The following is a 17,700-nucleotide window of genomic DNA, read 5'->3' as shown; positions in this document are numbered from 1 at the left end:
TTAAGATTATAAACTCAGTTGTACGCCAAACGAAACGGTTTTCTGGAAAGGATAGCTCCGTCCGAAATTACGCTGGTCCGAACGGGTTCCCACCGTACGTATTTCGATTTCCGGGTCAATCGCCGGCTTCACGCCATCGAAGGTAAACAGGTTTTCTCCGGTAAAATACACCCGCAAGCCCTGCACCCGGAGCTTCTTCATCCACTCCTGCGGGAAACTGTATCCCACCGTCAGTGTCTTCAGGCGGACGTAAGCCATGTGCAACAGATAACGGTCGTTGATCTGATAATTTCCATCGGTAGTCTGCGAGTAGACCATCGGACGCGGATAAAAAGCCCCCGGATTCTCCGGTGTCCAGTAATCCTCCGCACCCGCATAATACGGCTCTCCGCTGGTAAATCCCGGCAATACCTGGTTGCCGGCAGCCCAGAGATCCTTCTTGCCCACACCCTGGAAGAACAGGTTCACATCCACCCCTTTCCAGGCAGCATTTACGCCGAAGCCAAACTGAAAGCGGGGCATCGCATTACCGATGACACGCAGGTCGCCCGGTTTGTCGACCGTCGTACCCTTGGTCACCGCACCGTCTCCGTCCACATCCTTGTACAGCACGTCACCCGGAGCCAGACGATATCCGCTGGGGAACACCTCCGTCTGGTCGGGCAGTCCGGCTTTCAGACTACCGTCGGCATTAAAATCGTCCGCAGTCAGGAAACGGTCAAACTGCAGTCCCCAGATATCCCCAAGCGTCATGCCCTCCTTATAGTAAGCCGAGCTCCACCATCCGTCACCCATACCATAAGTCGGGATACCCGTATTATTGGTCCACCGGGTCACCCGGGTAATATAATCCGACAAAGAAGCGTTCAGTCCCAGGCGGAAACCATTGCCGAACACATGACTCCAGTCGACCGCAATCTCCCATCCCGGAGTCTCTATCACTCCCAGATTCTCATACGGAGCCTCCGCCCCCAGTACCCACGGCAAGTTCGCCGTAGTGAGGATATCACTCGTCCGGCGGTTATACCAGTCGAACGTAACCCCCAGTTCATCGTTAAAGAAACGCGCATCCACTCCGGCATCCAGTGTGGTCACCTTTTCCCAGCGCAGGCGGGAAGACACCAGTGTCGGCATTTGAGTAGACTGCACTTTCTGGCCGTCGATGACCCAGTTGTCCTGAGTGGTCGACAAAGTCGATATAAACCGGTCGGTTCCCACATCCTGATTACCGATCATTCCCCAGGACGCACGGAACTTCAGCGAACTCAGGTACGGTTTCAGTTTTTGCATGAAGGCCTCTTCCGAAATACGGTATCCAGCCGACATCGAAGGGAAGAAAGCAAACTTCTGTCCCGACGGGAAACGGGAAGAACCGTCGTAACGGCCGTTCAGCTCAAGCATGTACTTATCCTTATACGAATAATTGATACGGCCGAAGAAACCGGCCACTGCCCACCAGGTGTGCTCACTGTTGTTCGTCTGCAGCCCCGTTGCCAGATTCAGCTCAGGCCGGTCGGGCTCAAGCAGATCCATCCGCCGTGCACTGAAAAACTCGAACTTGCTCTTTTCGATGTTCGAACCGCCCATCACCTTCAGTTCATGCCCCTTCCAGTTGTGCGAATACGTAGCCACCACATTGGCCGTCAGATTCTCCGTCAGCCCATACTCCTGGTGCACATAATCGTACGCCTCCGTCTGATAGTTGCCATACCCCTTTCTCAGTTCCTCCAGCGTATTGACCGGAGAAAAGATATTATATCCGTTCACCCGCGAAGGAGTACCGTTTTTCTTGAACCGGGTATCGTCGTGCGTGTAGACCGCATCGACATCCAGCGTGAAATCAGTAAACAGCCGGAGCGTAAGTCCCCCGCTCAACCGGAAAAACTCCTGTATCTCCGTCGTCTTGGGCGCATGCTGCTGGTCGGTCAGCACGTTTCTGAAATCCTTACCCTCGAAAGTACCGTACGGATAAATCGGCTGCCAGCGATACAGATAATACAACGGATCGTACAGCTCGCTGCTGTAGTTGAACGGCTTGTCATACTCCGCACGCGTGTACATCACTCCGGCCCTCAGCGAAAGGTACTTGTTCAGGTCCGAATTCAGTGACACATTCGCATTGTAACGGGTATACTCATCGGTATTCACCTTCATCATGCCCTCCTGATTGATGTATCCCAGTGCAATATTATAGCTGGTCCTTCCGTTTCCGCCATTCACCGAAAGCGTGTGCGTCTGCTGAGGAGACCAGTTGCGGATATACATGTCATACCAGTCCCAGGTGCGGTAGAAAAACATTCCTCCGTCGCGGAATTCAAAATCACGGCCATACACCATCTCGGGGCCGAACTGCTCTCCATAGCCGTAGTTCTCCCAGTACTCCTTCATTTTCCGGACCGCCGCAGCGTCCACCCTCATGTTGCCCACCACGTCATAAAAGCCGGCACTGCCCTTCGACTGGTTGACCACCCCTTTCAGGTTGATATCCGCCTGCTGCCAGCCCGGCAACTGGCGAGGAGTCACCGTAGGGGTGCGCCATGCGAAATTATTGCTGTAGTTCACCGAAAAACGGTCGTTCCGGTTCTTGGCCTTCGTCGTAATCAGGACCACACCAAACGCTCCCCGGGCTCCATAGATGGAGGCCGAAGCCGCATCCTTCAAGACAGAAATGTTCTCGATGTCATCGGGATTCACCAGTGAGATATCCGATACCTCCACGTTGTCGACCAGTATCAGCGGATTGGCACTGCCGTTCGGAGAGCCGATGCTCCCGCGGATTTTCAAGGTAGGCGAAGAGCCGATTTCTCCGGAACCGGTCGTTACCGACAACCCGGAAACCGCACCCTGCAGTGCCCGGCCGATATCGGCCACCGGACGGCTGTCGATCATCTTACCGACATCCACACTCGACACCGCACCGGTCAGGTTGATCCGTTTCTGCGAGCCATAGCCCACCACGACCACCTCATCCAGCGCCTCCGAGTCTTCCCGCAGGACAACCCTCAGGTCGGGAGAAGCCTCCACTTCCTGCGTCTGGTAGCCCACAAAAGAAACCTGAAGAATCTGATTCAGGGCCACACTGATCCTCACGTGACCCTCTACGTCGGAAATACCGCCGTTGGTCGTTCCCTTTTCGATGACATTCGCCCCGATGACAGGATCGCCCTTGGTATCCACTACGGTGACAACAATGACTTCCGATTTGGTCTGCGACTGCGGCTCAAGGACAGGCAAAGGAGCCGCCGCATAAGAGAAAGTTCCCTTTCCCAGGAACAGGGCAGCCGATGTGACTGCCACCAGGAAAGCATTGGGTGAAACAGCGCTTCCCTTTCTACAATCTTCTTTCATAAATAGTTTAAGTTAAGTTATTAAAGTGTTTCCATTCAGTTATTGTATCTCATCAATAAATAACATTCCACCAAATAACCTCTCAACTTAAAGGAACTCACATTCAATATTTGTGCTGTGCATCCGTCTCCTGTCACCCCGACAGCAGACCGGTCTTCTTTCGTTCAAAAAAAGTTCTTTACCCAATCATCGCAGGAAATCCCTGCCTCATCCGCCCGTTACAGGCGGCATCTTACTATTATTTTCAGCCTATTCTTTTCGCAAAGATATCATTTTTTGCAAGAAAAAGCATATATATAAGAAATTTATGTGTCATATACATCCTTTTACCCTTTTTAATACCAGATTTTCCCCTTTCCCATCCGGATATTCAGTCTCACAAGGGCTTTTTCCATGTCATTTCTGTCCCCTCCGGCCATTTGCCCGAAAATAAAAAAGGAGTCTCCCAGTAGCAGCAAACAACTGCTTCCTGAGATACTCCTGTATCTTCATTTCCTCCGGACATCCCCCACAGACATCCCTCAGATACTTATCCCATTTTACCCGTCAGATAAGCACGTGTACGCTCGTCGCTGGGTGAATCGAACATCTTGTCCGTACGGTCATATTCCACCAGTTCGCCCAAGAACATAAACATCGAATAATCGGAAATACGCATGGCCTGCGACATGTTGTGCGTCACAATCAGGATCGTCACATCCTTCTTCAGCTGCAGAATCAGTTCCTCGATATATTTGGTAGCAATCGGGTCCAAGGCCGAAGTCGGCTCATCCATCAGCAGGACATCCGGCTGAAGCGCCAGTGAACGCGCGATGCAAAGACGCTGCTGCTGTCCTCCCGAAAGGAACGTTCCCCGTTTGGTCAGCGAATCCTTCACCTCATCCCACAAAGCCACGTTGCGCAGGTTGCGCTCCACAATCTCGTCCTTCTCACTCTTCGACAGACGGATGCCGTTCAGCAGGTAGCCCGCAAGCACGTTGTCGTAAATATTCATGGTCGGGAACGGATTCGGACGCTGGAACACCATACCGATCTTGCGCCGTTCCTCAATCGGCTCCATTGCCAGCACGTTCTCTCCGTTCAACAGGATTTCCCCGGTCACACGGATATTCTTATACAACTCATGCATCCGGTTGACCGCGCGCAGCAGCGTACTCTTTCCGCATCCCGACGGTCCCATGATGGCAGTAATCGTATTCCGCTGTATGCTGGCCGATACGTGTTTCACAGCCATTGTATCAGAAGTGTACGAAATACACACATCCTTCATCTGTAAGATAGGTTCTTTTATATTTTCCATTTTTTCGCAAGTCTTTTAGCCAATAAATTCAAACACAACACAAATGTCAGCAGGAAGAGAGAAGCTCCCCATACCAGGTTCTGCAAATTAGGATCGTTGAAGAACTCCCATATCAGCAGAGGCACTGCCGACATCGGGCGGGCCATATTCCAGCTGATGGCAGCCCCGCCCAGGGCGGTAAACATCAGCGGCGCCGTTTCTCCCACGACTCTCGAGATAGACAGCAGGATACCGGTAAAGATACTGCCCAGTGCAGAAGGCAGCATAACCTGAAGCATCACCCTCCAATAACTTCCTCCCAGCGCCAGTCCGGCTTCCTTCAGCGTTTCGGGCAAGGCCTTCATGGTTTCTTCCGTAGAACGGATAATGAGCGGAAGCATCATGATAAACAAGGCCACACTTCCGGCAAAGGCCGAATATCCTTTCATGGGCACTACCACCCAGATATACGTAATGATACCGATGATGATGGAAGGCGTTCCCTGAAGCAGGTCGGTCAGGTAACTCACTACCGTCGCAAACCAGCTCTTCCGGTATTCGGAAAGACAGATACCACAGAAAATACCCACCGGTATGGCCACTACAGAGGCCAGCAACAGCATCAGGAACGTACCAATGATACCATTGGCAATACCTCCGGGCACACTCTCTCCGGCCGCAGCCGCCATCATGGCCTTATAGGCATTCGGAGTGGCCTCCGTAAAAAACGACCATCCCAACTGATTCCATCCCTTAATCAGCACTTCTCCCAGAATAGCCAGCAGCGGTATCGCGGTGAGTGCCGACAACAGACAGACACCGATGTAAAGCAACCGGTTTTTCAGAATACGGACTTGTATATTCTTATCTTTTGTTATCATATTATCTTAGAAGAAATTACACATGTCTTGCTTTTCGAATCAACATCTTTCCGATCAGGTTGATAATGGCAGTGATCAGGAAGAGCAACAGTCCGATGGCAATCAGCGAGGAAAGCTTCAGACCGTCTGCCTCACCAAACTGGTTGGCGATGATACTTGCCATTGTATTTCCCGTAGTACGGAGCGTATCCGGAATCTGGTTGGTATTTCCGATCAGCATCGTCACCGTCATGGTCTCTCCCAGTGCACGTCCGATTGCCAGGATATAGGCCGAAAAAATACCGGAACCTGCCATCGGGAAAATGATCCGCCGGATGACCTCCGCCCGTGTGGCCCCCATCGCATACGCCCCTTCCTTCAGGTCGGAAGGAACCATCTTGATGAATTCGGCACTCAGTGAAGAGGCATAGGGCACAATCATGATGGCCAGCACGAAGGCTGCCGTAAGGATACCTGAGCCCTGAGGAGAAAGATTAAGATGCATGAACACGTTGCGCAGCACGTAGAATCCCCACAAACCGTAGATGATGGAAGGGATACCTGCCAGCAGGTCGACTACCGTACCCAATATGGCCGCAATCTTCTTTCCCCGGAAATACTCACCCGTAAACAGGGCCACCGGCAAGGAAAACGGGATGCACATGAGCAATGCCAGAAAGGTAGTCAGCAACGTACCCGTAATGAACGGAAGTGCTCCATAGCTTTCTTTTCCCGATGTGGTCACCCAGTCGTCCGAAAATATGAAATTCCAGAATCCAAAGTGTTCAAACGCTCCGGAAGCATCGGCTGTGAGGGAATAGACAATTCCCCCACCGATGATTGGAATAACCACAGCCGATGCAATCAGCAAGCCTCTGAATATCTTGTCTTGCATAACCGATCTTACTTTATCAAGTTAAACCTTTATTGCGTCTGCTTATTTCAGAACCGGCTGACCTTTGTAAGTTACCTCTTTCAGGTTGTTCAGGCTCAGTTCGACAGCCTTCTTAGGCAGCGGAGCATAATGTACAGCCTCTGTAGTCTGCTGGATGCTGTCGCTCAGAATGTATTTCATCAGTTCCAGCGTAGCCTTTGCCTGAGCTTCAGAACGGCTTGAATAATCCTGTTCCTTGTAAATCAGCAACCAGGTGAAACAGCTGATAGGATAAGCTCCCGGTGCATCGGCATTGGTAATGGAGCAGCGGGTATCCTGCGGAATCTCACCGGCAGCCGCAGAAATGCTCTTTGTATCCGGCAGTACGGCCTCGCCCTGTGCATTGATGACACTGGCACAAGGAATCTTCTGTGCAAATGCATATTCAGAACCGATGTATCCCAAAGAATAAGGAGTCTGTGCAATGATGCCGGCTACACCCGGATTACCTTTTGCAGCCTGTCCGACAGGGAAGTCAACTGTCTTTCCTGCCCCGTAGGTATTCTTCCAGTTTTCGCTGACCTTTGACAGATAATCGGTAAACACGAAAGTCGTACCGCTACCGTCCGAACGGAAAGCCAGAATGATTTTCTTGGCCGGCAGTTTCACGTCCGGATTCAGTTCCTGCAGGCGAGCATCGTTCCAGTCGGTAATCTTTCCGGCATAGATATCGGCAATCACCTCACCCGACAGATTCAGTTTCACTACATCCGGCAAGTTGTAAGCCAGTACCACCGCTCCCATACAGGTCGGGATATGTACCACAGCCGGCATTTCAGTCATTTCCTTGTCGCTCAGGAAGGCATCACTTCCCGCAAAGTCCACGATTCCGTCCTTCAGGTTACGTACACCACCGCCACTGCCGATGCCGCCATAAGATACACGGTCGGCGTGCGTTGCACTGTATCCTTCAAAAGTCATATTGTAAAAAGGCAGAGGAAACGTAGCTCCAGCCCCAGTCAGTTCTACTGATTCACCACTTGATTTCTGTCCACCGCAGGCGCATACAGCCATTGCCATCAAGCCTGCTACCAAAGGATAATAATACTTTTTCATTGCTATGTAAATTAGTATAATAGTTGTTTTCGATTAAGATTCACAGTTTCCGAAGCCCCTCATCAGATTGCAAAGGAAGCATTCAGGTAAGCATAATATACATTCGGAGAATTGTCCGCTTTCGGCACATTGATCCGGAAGTTCGGAGACAGGGAAATGTATTTTCCCAATTTGAATTCGGCTCCGACCACCCCGGTCATTCCGTCGGCATCGATGTTCCAGCGTCCTTTCGACTCCAGATAATCCCAGCGTCCGAAAAGTCCGACTTTCTTGTTCAGGTTCACATTGGCATATACCGAGACACCCCCCTGATCGCATCCGGAAGTATAATTGCTGTTTTTCTGATAATTGTATTCGGCAGCCACCGAGAAGTCAGTATGCTTGTATCCTACAAAAGAGGCGAAGCTGACGATGCCTTTTTCCGAAGGCTGGGTGCCCTCATTGTACGATCCGTACAGACGTACAGAAAGACCTTTACACGGAGTAAGGGTGACGCCTGCCCCATACAGCAGACCGTCCTGTACCTGCAGTCTCTTGTAACCTTCTCCATTGGCTACAATCGCATCTGCCGAAATAATGGAATTGAATGAATAAGCAGCCGAGACAGCCAGGTCGGCACTGCTGCCGAATTTATATTCGTCCTGGAAAGATTTCATGATATAACGCTTTCCCCAAAAGTCTTCCTGCAACTTGAACTGAGTAGTAGAAATCAAGCCGGCATTCAGCGTCCATTTGTTCCGCTTCCAGGATACCAGTGCATTTTTGATGAAACCTATCCTCTGATAGTCATTCACCTCCTTAACCTGACCGAAGTCGGCCACGGCCTTTATCTGCAGTGACCCGGACAAATCATACTGGTAACCCAGATAAGCTCTGTCAAGATTAAAGCCCCGGTCATCGTTTACCTGTCCGAATCCGGAATGGATGTCAGAATAAATGGTGATTATCGCCTTACCTTTCGGTGTGTTTGTCTGCGTTTCCACATCGGAATTACCGGCATGGACTGCAGTGCATGCACAGCCCGCAATTCCCAGAACCAACATACTTCGTTCTATCATATTTCTTTTGCTCAACTTTGTTTTTTATTTTCCGGGAGCAAAAGTAGGATGCCGGGATAAACAGATTATGTCATTAGTATTACAATACCGTTACACCGGCTCGGGAAAACGCAGGGTCTCCACTTTCTCCAGCCGTGCCCGCATGCGGGGCATTGCCGACTTGCGGATACGGAGGCGCATCAGGCAGTCCATGTCGTATGTCTGCTCCAGAATCTCCGGTTCCTCTTCCTTGACGATGCGCATGACGTCGTTCATAAACGGATATTCAAAAATCACCGTCACTTCCTCGTCCACGGTCTTCTCTATCACCTCCGCCTCCTCCAGCGCCTGTGCGGCTGCAGTACGATAAGCCACGATGAGTCCGCTCGTGCCCAGTTTGATTCCGCCGAAGTAGCGGACCACGATTACCAGGACATCCGTCAGCTCCTTCGAATTGATCTGCCCCAGAATCGGTTTCCCTGCCGTTCCCGAGGGTTCGCCGTTGTCATTGGCACGGAACTCCTTCCGCTCTGCTCCCAGCATATAGGCATAGCATACGTGCCGGGCGTCATAATATTTCTTCTGGTATTCCTCCAGGTAATCCTTGACTTCGGACAACGTACGTACGGGAAGGGCAATGGCGATGAACTTACTCCTTTTTTCGGTATAAATCGATTCCGAACGGCTGAGAATGGTTTTATAGGTATCTTCCACTTGGCAAATCATTTCTAATTAAAAAACAAACTATCTTCCTCATTATTCACGGGCTGCGGCGCAATGCAAAGCGTGTACCGACCGGCATCCGGACTCCCACAAAGGCAGTCGGCAAAGCATTCCGGCAGTACCGTACCGGCTTCCAGCAGCCTCAAAGCGACACAAAGTTACATAATATCAAGAGAAAAATGCACATCCACGTAAAAATCTGGTGCATTTATGCGCCAAGTCTGGATATTTAGAGAATTTGAGACAGAAAGACTCGCCGGATAACGGCGGAAGGATTCATCGGATTATTTTTGCAAATGAGCCGGCATATACATTACAGTATCTGATTTGTTTCATGCCACCGTCTTGAATGATATTTGCCTTACCGCTGCGGTTTTATTAATCAGCGTCGCCGATTAATGAAATGAAGACGTTGATTCTTAAAACTGCGCTGGCGGTTATTTTTGGTTCCTGCAGGTGGTTTCTTTTGCAAAACGGAAGAAAGAGAAATTCACGGTTATCCGGAATGGAATAACCGGTTATCCCCCGACAGGCCACCCTGTGAGCCCAACCAACTCCAGATTCTTCGTTTCCCCAAAAACGCCGGTCCGCAAACAAGAAAAGGAACAAGACATGGCTTCCCCTTACCACATCCTGTTCCTTTATTTGAAGCAACCGAAAAACCAGTTACTTCCCCTCTGCTTTAAGTGAAGAATAATTCTTATTTTTTAGTCTTTCTGGCAGTTGTCTTAGCAGCAGTCTCCTTCTTTTCAGCCTTCTTTTCGCCGGCCTGTTTTTCAGCCTTAGCCAAGGCTTTCTTCAATTTGGCTACCTCATCATTCAACTGTACCAGTTCTTCTCCCTGATTCTTGATAGTAGTCAGCAGTGAACCCAGTTCTTCATTGTCCATGTCTACCGGATACAACGCATCCACACGTCCCAGGAAGTCGCCCAGGATATTCATGTAGTTGGTAAACGCATCGTATGCAGAATCATAGATACCTCTGTTCAATGCCACACCGGTTTCCTTAGTAGTCATGAAACGGAAGTTGTTGCTGGCCTGCAAGTAATACCAGTCCTGTTTGATACGCTTGTCTTCGCACAGATATACGCGTTCTGCCACGCTGTACAATTTGTTGAAGGCTTCACGCTGCATCACGTTACCCAACCACGGGCTGATGTCTCTTTCTTCGTCTACCCATGACATCGGATAAGGCACGTCCATCATGTCAACCGATTTCAGTTTGGTAACGATTTCAGAAGGAGTAGAGAATGTGATGCCCTGCTGCTTAGCACATACCGGCAACGCCTTCAGGAATTCCAGGATGTTGGAAGAAAGCGGCTGGAATACACCCAGTGCAGACAGTTCCATGAAAATATTGATTACCTGCTCATTTTCCGGCATAGAAGCAATCCATCCGATGTACTTGTCGGCAAACAGCGGATATTCGTTCCAGTCAGAGTTAGAGAAGCGCAGGCTGATATCATCCGACAACTTGAAGTCACGCATCAGCAGCTTCAGGTTCGGGTTCTCCGTGCAGTGATACAGGTAGTGAGGACTCTTCCATCCCAGTACATGTTTTGCACCTTCAATCAGCATACCCTTGAATCCCATGCTTGCCACGATACCACCGATTTCGTTGTCATAAATCAAGCTGGAGTTACGGAATACCTTCGGTTCCTGTCCGAAGTAATCTTTCACTTTGCGGCGCATGCGTTCAACTTCTTCACGGAAGCATTCTTCGCTGATGAGTGAAGACAAGCCGTGAGAATAAGGCTCGCAGATAAATTCACAGCAGCCGGTTGCATTCAGTTCGTGCAACAGTTCAATCACTGCCGGAGCATAGATTTCGAGCTGTTCGAGAGCCACACCCGAGATAGAAAGAGCTACCTTGAATTCTCCTTCGTTCTCTTTCGCCATTCCGATCAGGGTTTTCAGGGCAGGAATATAAGAGCGTTCAGCCACCTCGTTGATGCCCTGTTCGTTGGCATAATCATCGTAATAATAGTGATCACTGCCTATTTCAAAAAAACGATAACGTTTTAAGTGAGTAATCTGATGTACTTCAAAGTAAAGACAGATTGTTTTCATAAATTTCCGAATGTTTGTTATTTACCATAATTATTCAAGACCTGATCATACAAGGCACGCACCTTCAGGCCAACCTTCTCCCAAACGATATTGTCCACTTCCTTCTTACCTTCATCTCTCAGGTATTCGTACAGCGAAGGATTGGTACAGATAGAATATATGGCATCCGCCATAGCGTGAATATCCCAATAATCGGTTTTAATACATTTCTCCAGAATTTCGGCACATCCCGACTGCTTGGAGATGATGGTAGGTACACTGCACTGCATTGCTTCCAGCGGAGAAATACCGAACGGCTCAGATACCGAAGGCATGATATACACATCACTGGCTTTCAATACTTCATATACCTGTTTTCCTTTCATGAAGCCCGGGAAATGGAAACGGTCGGCAATGCCTCTTTCGGCAGCCAGACGGATCATGGCATTCATCATATCCCCGCTTCCGGCCATTACGAAACGGATGTTACGGGTACGTTTCAATACCATGGCAGCCGCTTCCACGAAATATTCCGGTCCTTTCTGCATGGTAATACGTCCAAGGAAAGTGACGATTTTCTCTTTCGGGTTCTTTCTCGGAACAATGTCCTGGATTTCCTTTGGAAGAGGAGACACCGCATTGTGCATGGTAAAGCACTTGCGAGGATCCTGATAATATTTATGAATTACAGTCTGACGAGTCAGTTCGCTCACACACATGATACAATCGGCATGGTCCATACCGTTCTTTTCAATCGCATATACCGTAGGATTCACATTACCGCGGCTGCGGTCGAAGTCGGTAGCATGTACGTGGATAACCAGCGGTTTTCCGGAAATCTGCTTGGCATGAATACCTGCCGGATAAGTCAGCCAGTCGTGAGAGTGGATGATATCAAACTGCTGCTGACGGGCTACCACACCTGCTACGATGGAATAGTTGTTGATTTCCTCGTGCAAGTTATCCGGATATCTTCCGGAGAACTCCATACAGCCCAGGTCGTTGGTATGCATATAATTGAAGTCGGCATAGATATGGTCGCGCAAGTCGTAATACAACTGCGGATCCATATAATGTCCTACGCGGCTGTTCACATAGTCCCACTGTACATCGCGCCATACGATGGGCACACTGTTCATACCTATGATTTTCAAGAAACTCTGATCTTCATCTCCCCACGGCTTGGGAATACAGAACGTGATATCCATATCCGGCTGCTGCGACATACCTTTTGTCAGTCCATAGCTCGCAGTACCCAAACCTCCTAAAATATGAGGAGGAAATTCCCAACCAAACATTAAAACTTTCATAGTCTTTCCCCCTTATTTACTGATTTGCATATTTTTCCAATAAATTGATTGTTCTCAGAATTTGTGCCACATTCATAGCGAACGACACAGCTCCACGACCCTGGAACGGCGGGTTACCGTCGAACAGTTCAGGAATAGAGCCGATACAGTGGCATGACATCTGATCTTCGTAGCTGATAAGCTGGCGTTCTACAAATGAGATGGCACTCCGCTTGTAGATCTTCAAATATGCTTCCAGGTAAAAACCTTCCAGCCACGGCCATGCTGTACCCTGATGATAAGCATAGTCACGCTGCAACTGCGGTCCTACATAGTTCGGATTGTAACCTCCACTCTTCGGGCTCAGTGAGCGGATGCCCTTCGGAGTCAGCAATTCCTTGGTCACGATATCCAGGACTCCCTTCTTCTGTTTGGCATCGAGCGGAGAATAATCGAAGGCTGCGGCAAAAATCATGTTCGGACGGACACTCCAGTCCATTACCATACCGTCTACATAATCGAGCAGGTATCCGTATTCATTCAGGAAGGTATTTACAAAGGCTGTTTTAGTCCGTTCGGCAATTTCCTTCAGTGCATCGGCGAACTCATTGTCACCGGCTTCACCCAGCAGGTCTGCCACAAACATCAGTGCGTTATACCACAATGTATTTACTTCTACAATGTATCCGCTTCGCGGAGTCACCGGGCGGTTGTTTACCGTCGCATTCATCCAGGTAACGGCCTTATCCTTACCCTCGGCATATACCAGTCCGTTATCATGTACCTGGAAGTTCGGATGCTTGCCCTCACGCAAGTAATTCATGATGTCTTTCAGCAGGGTAGCATATTTGTTGCGGGCCTCATCCCGTGAAACCATCTTCGCATACTGCTGGATGGTCCACACTGCCCAGAGAAGCACATCCGGATGTTCCAGCTCATACACTCTCAGTGAAGAAGGCTCATTGTTCATGAACGCATAGATAGCCTTTGAGGCTGTAGCCATCACTGCTTCGAACTTATCCAGTTCATTGGTGGCGATTGTGAGTCCCGGCAATGAGATAAACATATCCCGGGCGCGGCATTTGAACCAAGGATATCCAGCCAGGATATACGATTCTCCATCCTGCTTGTTCAGGAACTGATGAGCCGCATTGATCAGGCAGTTCTTAAAGTTGTTACGCGGAATACGGCGTTCCACCTCTGATTCAAAAATCGCATTCAGTTCTGCAGGATTGATCTCAGATACACCTCCCGAGAACACGATGGGTTCTCCCATCTTGATTTCTGTCTCGAAATATCCCGGTACATACAGGTCCTCGTTGAAATCATATCCCCTTTCCTGTTCTTTCGGGTATTCAATTCCGCGATACCAGTCAGGAATAAAGCAGAACGTATTCTGGCAGCTGGTCTGCATGAACAGTTCCGGATATCCCGGATACATGCAAGTCTTGATACCATTAGGAATCTCATCGTAATGGCGGTTGGCCTGACTGTTTTCATGAGTATACTGACGTACACTTCTGAAGGCCAGGAACGGCCGCAGTCTCAAGATGGTCTTTGAATGAGCCTGAAGCAAAGTGTAACGGATCAGAATACGGTTTTCATGATGAACAAACACTTTTTCTTTTTTCAACACCACGCCCCCTACTCTATATATAGTAGTAGGAACTTTCTCAACTTCAAACTCACGGATATACTTGTGTCCGCGAGGACTGAAATTATCGCCGTGATACTTATGAAGCCCCAAATTGAATTCAGCCCCGTGCTGTATCACCGTTTCATCAAGAGATGAAAGTAACACATGGTTTTCGTCATCCAGCTCCGGTATAGGGATAACTAACAAACCATGATATTTGCGAGTGTTGCAGTCTACAATAGTAGAGCAGTGGTACGCTCCCGAACGATTGGTACGGAGAATTTCTCTAGGTAAAGATTCCTCCAAATTCGTCATCAGCGTTTTGTCAAATCGTAAATAACTCATAGCTGTATATTAAGGTTATAATAATTTAATACAAATCCAAAAAAAATGTTATCATGCCCAAATTTAGTAATTAAATAAACAAAGCAAAATTAAAATCTATATTTTTTTCATCCTCATGTACAAAAAGTTTCAACTAAAACCTTTTCTTTTTGGACATCCGTCTGAAATTATGCTGAAAGACAGTGTTTAATAATTCAAAATCAGCAAAAAGGAGAATCATCTGCTTTGGAAATTCTATTCAGGCAAATTTACATTTTATACGTATCTTATTCAACAATCTGTCATTTTTACACAATAGCCTTTCATGTGCACGCACACTTGGAAAATTATGCGATTTTTTCTTATATTTTTTGTTTTAACCCAAACATAATTGTCCATATCAAACGAGCATTTTTTCTGTATCTTCCCCTCATTTTGTCATACATTTTTTACATCATAGAAACAGTTTTATATTAATCCGGCAATGCAGATCAGTTATATAAGAAACTTTCCATATGACCCACCGGATGCCTCTCCTTCCGCTCTCCGCAATATTTCTTCAAAAACAGAAGTCGGACACGGCAAAACCGTTACTGCAACTCAAGCGAATAATTCAATTCGGACTGAATGCGGTGCATCTGACGGTCCAACATCACCAGCTTTGTTCCCATTTTCTCAAAGCTCAGCTTTTCCATTCCATCGAAAGAAACCAACTGGATAACCACCGCATCCGGGTCATCTGCATGTCCCCTCAGCGTAAACTGCCGTCCCTGGAAATAATACATACGATCTTTTCCGTCTTCCGCCTCAAGATACTTCATGGAAGCCTGAAAAACGCCGTCCCCGCTATGCTCATAATGACTGATGGAAATCCGGTATACGATTCCCGGGCAAGAAGCTGCAGGAAGTGTACCCGCATAGGTTTCCGTCACCAGCTGTCCCGCATCGGTTCTTCTCACCAGCGAGTCAAGTACGTCTCCGCTCTGTTTCACACTGTCACGGCAATACACCCGCTGATAGGTTCCATGCTTCCCCAGCACAAGGGTATCCGCCGTATGCTTCACAATGTCCATCGTATCCTCAAACTGGATAGTCTGTCCATTGCCCACACTTCTTCCGGAGAGCACCAGCCGGTCCTCAGGCAAAAGGTTCCACTTGTCATACAGCAGCGTTTTCATACCGATGGACGAAGCCTTTCCTCCTTCCTCGAGTCTGACACCCTGGATAATCTGTGAGTTGACCGGCATCACTTCATACCAGTCCCCCATCAAGTCTGTTTCAGCATGTTTCTCCTGAGTATGACAGGCCGTGCAGCACAACAGGATGCCTAAAGGAAGTATTGTTTTCATAGATAAAATTTACTAATCGATATTATTATTCCCCGATGCAAACGTACAAACAATATTTAAGAAATCAAACGATTTCCATCAACTTTATTCCTGAGTTTCTATTCTTTTCTTATGCAGAAACCAGCCTGCGCTCCAGATACTGCTTTTCCTTCTTACTGCAGGAGGAATCAGACCTCAAACCAGCGCGCTTCCCCATTTCCCATCCGGTTGACGGTATGCAGCTGCCCGACCGGTACCCCCGTGAAATGTGCGATCAGCGAGTGCAGGAACAAACCATGAGAGACCAGCAGCACCGTTTGTCCGGCATACTCAGTCCGCAACTTATCCGCTACCCTGCCGGCACGGTCATAAAGCATCTCCTTGGTTTCCACATCCGCAGGCAACTGCTGCAGGTTGACCTCGGCGATTTTCATCCCCGTCAGGCTGCCCCAGTCTATCTCCCTAAGCATCGGCCACTGGAGCCACTTTATCTGCTTCCCGTCCAGCAGCAGTTCCACGGTGTCCTTCACCCGCTTCAGGTCACTGCTGAGCACCACGTCAAAATCATTCAGGTCGAGTTGTGAGCGCAAGGATATGATCTGCATCCTGCCATTTTCCGTCAGTCTTCCGGGCATATGTCCCTGAAGGACACGGGAGATGTTTTCTTCCGTCTCTCCATGCCGCACCAGACAAATTCTCAATGTTTTCTTTTCCATAAAATAAATTCCTTTCACATTACAGACTGGCAGTCAGGGTACTCTTCGTTCCATCTGTTCCCCGGATTGCCATCCGGCGCATAAAAGTAATCATTTCACCGGTACCGTCCAACCGCAAGCGGCGGAATCTGACGGCAGACAGGGCTTCACGAAACGGCCCTTCCCCGTCCGGAATCACTTTTCCAGTGTCATCGAACGACAAAAAGCCCTTCAAAATTGTTTTTCCCGTTTTTTTTCACTATATTCGGCGTAGCATCATTCTGCAAAGATACCGTGACACAGCGGAAATCCCTCCGACAGACTTGCCGATTACTTTAATACAATCTGTGCCATCACATTCAGGATATATGCGGTCCTGCATGATAAATTAAAGAAGTAAAACCAACCATTAATTGTTTGCCCTATGAAAAAGTACGTAGCTGAATTAATCGGAACCATGGTCCTGGTATTGCTGGGATGTGGAAGTGCAGTATTTGCAGGGAGTGCCGCCGACACCGTAGGAGCCGGCACGGGAACTTTGGGAGTAGCCTTAGCCTTCGGGCTTTCTGTAGTAGCCATGGCGTATACCATCGGTAACATATCCGGATGCCATATCAATCCGGCCATCACACTGGGCGTATGGCTGAACGGCAAGATGACAAACAAAGACGCCTTCATGTACATGCTTTTCCAGATTACCGGAGGAATTATCGGCGCACTGATTCTTTCCTTGCTGGTCAGCACCGGAGGGCACGCCGGTCCGACAATGACAGGTGCCAACACCTTCGACAGCGGAGAAATGGCACAGGCATTCATCGCCGAGGCAGTGTTCACCTTTATCTTTGTACTTGTAGTATTAGGATCCACCGACGAAAAGCGTGGAGCCGGTAACCTGGCAGGCCTTGCCATCGGTCTGACCCTTACCCTGATCCACATTGTATGTATCCCCATCACGGGTACCTCCGTCAACCCGGCCAGAAGCATCGGTCCGGCCATCATGGAAGGCGGACAGGCTGCCAGTCAGTTATGGCTCTTCATCGTAGCCCCCTTCCTGGGAGCCGCATTCAGTTCACTGGTATGGAAATTCCTGAAAAAATAAGCGGTAATTCCTGAAAAATAAAAAAGAGGCCTTAGGGCCTCT

The 17,700-nt window shown here is 48.8% G+C and carries 14 protein-coding genes; 1 reads left to right on the top strand and 13 read right to left on the bottom strand.

Going from position 1 to position 17,700, the window contains the following annotated elements:
• Positions 1-6: 6 nt before the first annotated feature.
• The 13 genes from H3001_RS05060 to H3001_RS05000 all read right to left on the bottom strand — a co-directional run bounded on the left by H3001_RS05060 (position 7) and on the right by H3001_RS05000 (position 16,794).
• Positions 7-3,348, bottom strand: coding sequence for a SusC/RagA family TonB-linked outer membrane protein (locus tag H3001_RS05060; protein ID WP_181214247.1), 3,342 nt, complete (start codon positions 3,346-3,348; stop codon positions 7-9).
• A gap of 529 nt (positions 3,349-3,877) precedes the next feature.
• Positions 3,878-4,648: a phosphate ABC transporter ATP-binding protein gene (locus H3001_RS05055; protein ID WP_178244543.1), complete on the bottom strand. Its 771-nt coding sequence runs from the start codon at positions 4,646-4,648 to the stop codon at positions 3,878-3,880.
• Positions 4,636-5,508 carry a phosphate ABC transporter permease PstA gene (pstA, locus tag H3001_RS05050; RefSeq protein ID WP_178244542.1) on the bottom strand — a complete coding sequence of 291 codons (873 nt, stop codon included), beginning with the start codon at positions 5,506-5,508 and terminating at the stop codon, positions 4,636-4,638. Before pstA ends, H3001_RS05055 begins: the two co-directional genes overlap by 13 nt.
• 16 nt (positions 5,509-5,524) lie before the next feature.
• Positions 5,525-6,382 (bottom strand): phosphate ABC transporter permease subunit PstC, encoded by an 858-nt coding sequence (pstC, locus tag H3001_RS05045; protein WP_178244541.1) that lies wholly within the window; start codon positions 6,380-6,382, stop codon positions 5,525-5,527.
• A gap of 42 nt (positions 6,383-6,424) precedes the next feature.
• Complete coding sequence (gene pstS, locus H3001_RS05040; RefSeq protein WP_178244540.1) at positions 6,425-7,477, bottom strand: phosphate ABC transporter substrate-binding protein PstS; 1,053 nt, start codon at positions 7,475-7,477, stop codon at positions 6,425-6,427.
• Positions 7,478-7,539: 62 nt separating this feature from the next.
• Positions 7,540-8,535, bottom strand: a complete 996-nt coding sequence (locus H3001_RS05035) for a hypothetical protein (RefSeq protein ID WP_246368488.1) — start codon at positions 8,533-8,535, stop codon at positions 7,540-7,542.
• A gap of 90 nt (positions 8,536-8,625) precedes the next feature.
• Entirely contained in the window at positions 8,626-9,228 is a 603-nt protein-coding gene (locus H3001_RS05030; protein WP_317170751.1) for an IMPACT family protein, read from the bottom strand.
• 709 nt (positions 9,229-9,937) lie between these two features.
• Positions 9,938-11,308, bottom strand: a complete 1,371-nt coding sequence (locus H3001_RS05025) for a glycoside hydrolase family 57 protein (RefSeq protein WP_178244537.1) — start codon at positions 11,306-11,308, stop codon at positions 9,938-9,940.
• Positions 11,309-11,325: 17 nt separating this feature from the next.
• Positions 11,326-12,597 (bottom strand): glycosyltransferase family 4 protein, encoded by a 1,272-nt coding sequence (locus tag H3001_RS05020; protein ID WP_178244536.1) that lies wholly within the window; start codon positions 12,595-12,597, stop codon positions 11,326-11,328.
• A gap of 16 nt (positions 12,598-12,613) precedes the next feature.
• The gene (locus tag H3001_RS05015) at positions 12,614-14,557 is read right to left on the bottom strand and encodes a glycogen debranching enzyme N-terminal domain-containing protein (protein WP_181214246.1); all 1,944 of its coding nucleotides are present in this window, start codon (positions 14,555-14,557) and stop codon (positions 12,614-12,616) included.
• A gap of 569 nt (positions 14,558-15,126) precedes the next feature.
• Positions 15,127-15,885, bottom strand: a complete 759-nt coding sequence (locus H3001_RS05010; RefSeq protein WP_181214245.1) for a lipocalin family protein — start codon at positions 15,883-15,885, stop codon at positions 15,127-15,129.
• Positions 15,886-16,052: 167 nt separating this feature from the next.
• Positions 16,053-16,580, bottom strand: coding sequence for a histidine phosphatase family protein (locus H3001_RS05005; protein ID WP_181214244.1), 528 nt, complete (start codon positions 16,578-16,580; stop codon positions 16,053-16,055).
• Positions 16,581-16,599: 19 nt separating this feature from the next.
• Positions 16,600-16,794: a hypothetical protein gene (locus H3001_RS05000; RefSeq protein ID WP_181214243.1), complete on the bottom strand. Its 195-nt coding sequence runs from the start codon at positions 16,792-16,794 to the stop codon at positions 16,600-16,602.
• A 189-nt stretch (positions 16,795-16,983) separates the two neighbouring features.
• On the opposite strand from H3001_RS05000, the gene H3001_RS04995 reads away from it, so the two are divergent.
• Positions 16,984-17,658: an MIP family channel protein gene (locus H3001_RS04995; protein ID WP_178244532.1), complete on the top strand. Its 675-nt coding sequence runs from the start codon at positions 16,984-16,986 to the stop codon at positions 17,656-17,658.
• The last annotated feature ends 42 nt before the right edge of the window (positions 17,659-17,700 follow it).

The sequence above is a fragment of the Phocaeicola faecicola genome (assembly GCF_013618865.1).
Lineage (GTDB): Bacteria > Bacteroidota > Bacteroidia > Bacteroidales > Bacteroidaceae > Phocaeicola > Phocaeicola faecicola.
Note: the sequence above shows the minus strand (reverse complement) of the source record. Positions and strands in the feature narration are given on the sequence as shown.

Bases quoted from the DNA above. Each gene is read 5' to 3' on its own strand.
- H3001_RS05060 (WP_181214247.1), bottom strand. From the start codon at position 3,348: ATGAAAGAAGATTGTAGAAAGGGAAGCGCTGTTTCACCCAATGCTTTC.
- H3001_RS05055 (WP_178244543.1), bottom strand. From the start codon at position 4,648: ATGGAAAATATAAAAGAACCTATCTTACAGATGAAGGATGTGTGTATT.
- pstA (WP_178244542.1), bottom strand. From the start codon at position 5,508: ATGATAACAAAAGATAAGAATATACAAGTCCGTATTCTGAAAAACCGG.
- pstC (WP_178244541.1), bottom strand. From the start codon at position 6,382: ATGCAAGACAAGATATTCAGAGGCTTGCTGATTGCATCGGCTGTGGTT.
- pstS (WP_178244540.1), bottom strand. From the start codon at position 7,477: ATGAAAAAGTATTATTATCCTTTGGTAGCAGGCTTGATGGCAATGGCT.
- H3001_RS05035 (WP_246368488.1), bottom strand. From the start codon at position 8,535: ATGATAGAACGAAGTATGTTGGTTCTGGGAATTGCGGGCTGTGCATGC.
- H3001_RS05025 (WP_178244537.1), bottom strand. From the start codon at position 11,308: ATGAAAACAATCTGTCTTTACTTTGAAGTACATCAGATTACTCACTTA.
- H3001_RS05020 (WP_178244536.1), bottom strand. From the start codon at position 12,597: ATGAAAGTTTTAATGTTTGGTTGGGAATTTCCTCCTCATATTTTAGGA.
- H3001_RS05015 (WP_181214246.1), bottom strand. From the start codon at position 14,557: ATGAGTTATTTACGATTTGACAAAACGCTGATGACGAATTTGGAGGAA.
- H3001_RS05010 (WP_181214245.1), bottom strand. From the start codon at position 15,885: ATGAAAACAATACTTCCTTTAGGCATCCTGTTGTGCTGCACGGCCTGT.
- H3001_RS05005 (WP_181214244.1), bottom strand. From the start codon at position 16,580: ATGGAAAAGAAAACATTGAGAATTTGTCTGGTGCGGCATGGAGAGACG.
- H3001_RS04995 (WP_178244532.1), top strand. From the start codon at position 16,984: ATGAAAAAGTACGTAGCTGAATTAATCGGAACCATGGTCCTGGTATTG.